Consider the following 2,772-nt stretch of genomic DNA (forward strand, 5'->3'; position numbering starts at 1 on the left):
AGGCTCGCCGCACATTGTGCGGAAGAAAGTTCGTGGACTTCAGCATCGTATTCTGCCAACAGCTTGCGAGCATGATTAATCGCGCCGCGCATGCCGCCATGACTATTTCGGTTCGCGTCGATGCCAAGATACCGGGCCGTCGGGACCGCTCTGAGGAATGCCAGAGCGGAATAACCCGTGCGGACACCAATCTCAAAAATTCGTTGGGGCTGCAGCAGTCGAGCGATAGCATATTTGGTCTCGTAACACGATTGCCACGCCTGGGGGGCAGGACGATCGTTGGGATGGAGCGAGGCAGCGATGTGGGGCCAAACGGTCTGCATGAGACTTTGCCATGGTGAATTCAGTCGTCGCGTATGAGTTGCCTGTGAAGTGAAGAAGTGCCTGTCAGCCACCTCGCCGTCTGGCGATAAAGAAATCCCAGTCGTAGCGGCAGAGAAAATCTTCCGGATGTTGCCTGAGGATCGGTTCGTATTCAGCCGTGCAGACTTCCCAGCCGTTGGCTTCGAGTTGCTCTTGCCACCACGAAATGGGTTGAATGCAGATGTGCGTGGGATCCTCGTTTTCCAGGGTCCGGCCCTGACGGGCAAACGACTCCGAGGTGTCGAGAGAACAAAAGAAAAGTCCATCTGGTACAGTGACTCGGCCGAGTTCTCGCAAGATGAAGGGAACCAACTCCGGCTTCCAGTGTTCGGCAACCTGGGCGGAATGGAGACCATCCCAGGTCCGATCGGTGAAAAGATGCAGGTTGATCGCATCGCAGACGAATAACAAAGGGGCCATGTCGGGCCACTGCTGTCGCCCCAGTTGAATCATGGGTTCGCAGAGATCGACCCCCTGAACAATCGCTCCTGCTTGTCCCAGGCCTCTCAGAATACTTCCGCAAGCACAGCCGACATCGAGCATCTTGCGGCCCTGGTACCCCAGCGACTCGACCAGCCAGCGACCGTACTGCTGCTGCCAACCGCCGAACCCGAGATAATCCAGCCCAGCGTTTTTGTGCTCATCGTAGTAACTGCGATCGTATCCGGTTGCCGTGAGTTGCTTCAGAAACTGCTTGTTTCTGAGTGGTTCTACCGCAGCGCCCGTTAAGCGATGTTCCACCAGTGGCAAGAGGGAGACATTGAGATTCTGGTAGGTTTCGTAGGGATAGACGCGGTCGAAATAGTTCAGGGCGCTACTGCTCTGCACGAGATCGGAATGATTCACGGGCACGAGGTGCAGGAGATTGTCCGCCAGGTCAAAAAAATGGACGGGATGATGCCGGGTCCAGACTCCGATCGAGGGAGTTTCGGTGGCACCGGCAACGTGGAGTGGACCACTGTCGATGCCGATCATGAGCTTGGCCGAATTGATCAATGCCGCCAACTGTTCAGCGTCGCCGGTACCCTGTCCGTCCCACAGTACGTGCGCGGCATCAGGGCAAAAAATGGTTTGCTGGTCCGGCAGCGGTGATCGACGATCCCAATCCAGGATGACAGGAACATACCCAAGTCGGATGACGTCAGCACAGAGCTCCTGAATCAATTCTGTCGGCAGATTCTTGAACTCCCCCGAAGTATTCCCCTCGTAGTGGATCAGGACGGCCCGATAGCGACCGTCATCCCCGGGCGGCCCGCAGATTGATTCTAGGTATTGATGAGCCCGAATTCTGGCCGTATCGGAAATTCGAATTTGGTAACGGAAGAGATCGGGGATGGGCGACAGTTGAAACGCGTCCCTAATGCACTGCAGGACTTTCGTGTTCGGGCAACTCGCGTCTTCTGTACGGCATTCGTCCCACGTCAGATCGAACCGCTGATGGTACCCTTCGGTGGGGATTGGATCACGGTCGATAACGCAGACTCGACGGCAAAGTCCTTCAAAGGCGGAATGCTTCCCCACCAGTGTCAGAACATCCACATTCCATTCCGGATGATGGTATTGAAGGTGACGGAGCACGGCCGTGAACTGGACGGCGTCTCCCAGACCGTGGCGGAATGTGATCAAAATGTTTTGAGTTGTGACATTCTGAGACGCGGGGCTACGTGAGTCTCGTTCAAAGTTAAAGTTATTGATCTGCAGAACAGTCGTCGCGTCCGGCAGTGTGGACTCAAGCCCGCAACATCTCGTCGCCGCGGAATGATCAGATTCAACCGTACGCCCCCCATTCGTTACATCACCTGACAAATACATCTCGATTCGTCGAATCACGTCATCGGCAGAGATCATGTCCATGCAGCGAGGAACGCGGAGGTGGGGCGTGATCTGGACCGGTTGATCGCAAACATCGTTGAAATCCTTCGGGTCGCCATCACCAACGAGTTGGCAGCGAGATTTCCAGCAACCTCCCTCCTGACAACAGGAGAGCATGCCAGTGGTACTGATGTATTGATGATGGGGATAGGCTTCCCATTGCGTCGGCTCGCGACCTCCGGCGATGACCACGCACGGCCGTTGCTTCGGTCGGCCCGGTCGGGTTTCCACTGCGGCCGCCAGATGCATCGCGAATGTCACCGGGCAGACGACCCCGTCCGCATGATGCATCAGCTGCACGAATTCACGCGTCGTGGTCTTGCCGACAACGTTGATGACCCCCGACAAGGGAGGGTGCCAGTGTCCTGCTTCACCTGCTTGAACAAACTGGATGCGCCCTTGGAAATGATCGACGATCCGCTGGTAATTAGCAGGATTCCACCACTTAGCTGTGAAATCGTATTTTCCCCCAGCCATCATGATCCAGTAGCGTTCCGGAAGAACGTGGCCGGTCGACGGTGGGGATGTCTTTTCCAT

1 protein-coding gene and 1 pseudogene are annotated in these 2,772 nt (G+C 56.1%); both read right to left on the bottom strand.

Going from position 1 to position 2,772, the window contains the following annotated elements; genetic code table 11:
* Window positions 1–323: pseudogene (locus VGE80_RS14810) on the bottom strand (hypothetical protein); the annotation flags it as partial.
* 64 nt (window positions 324–387) lie between these two features.
* On the bottom strand, window positions 388–2,772 hold a 2,385-nt coding region (locus tag VGE80_RS14815), incomplete at its 5' end, for a glycosyltransferase family 9 protein (RefSeq protein ID WP_440593199.1).

It is taken from the genome of Schlesneria sp. (assembly GCF_036405755.1).
GTDB lineage: Bacteria > Planctomycetota > Planctomycetia > Planctomycetales > Planctomycetaceae > Schlesneria > Schlesneria sphaerica.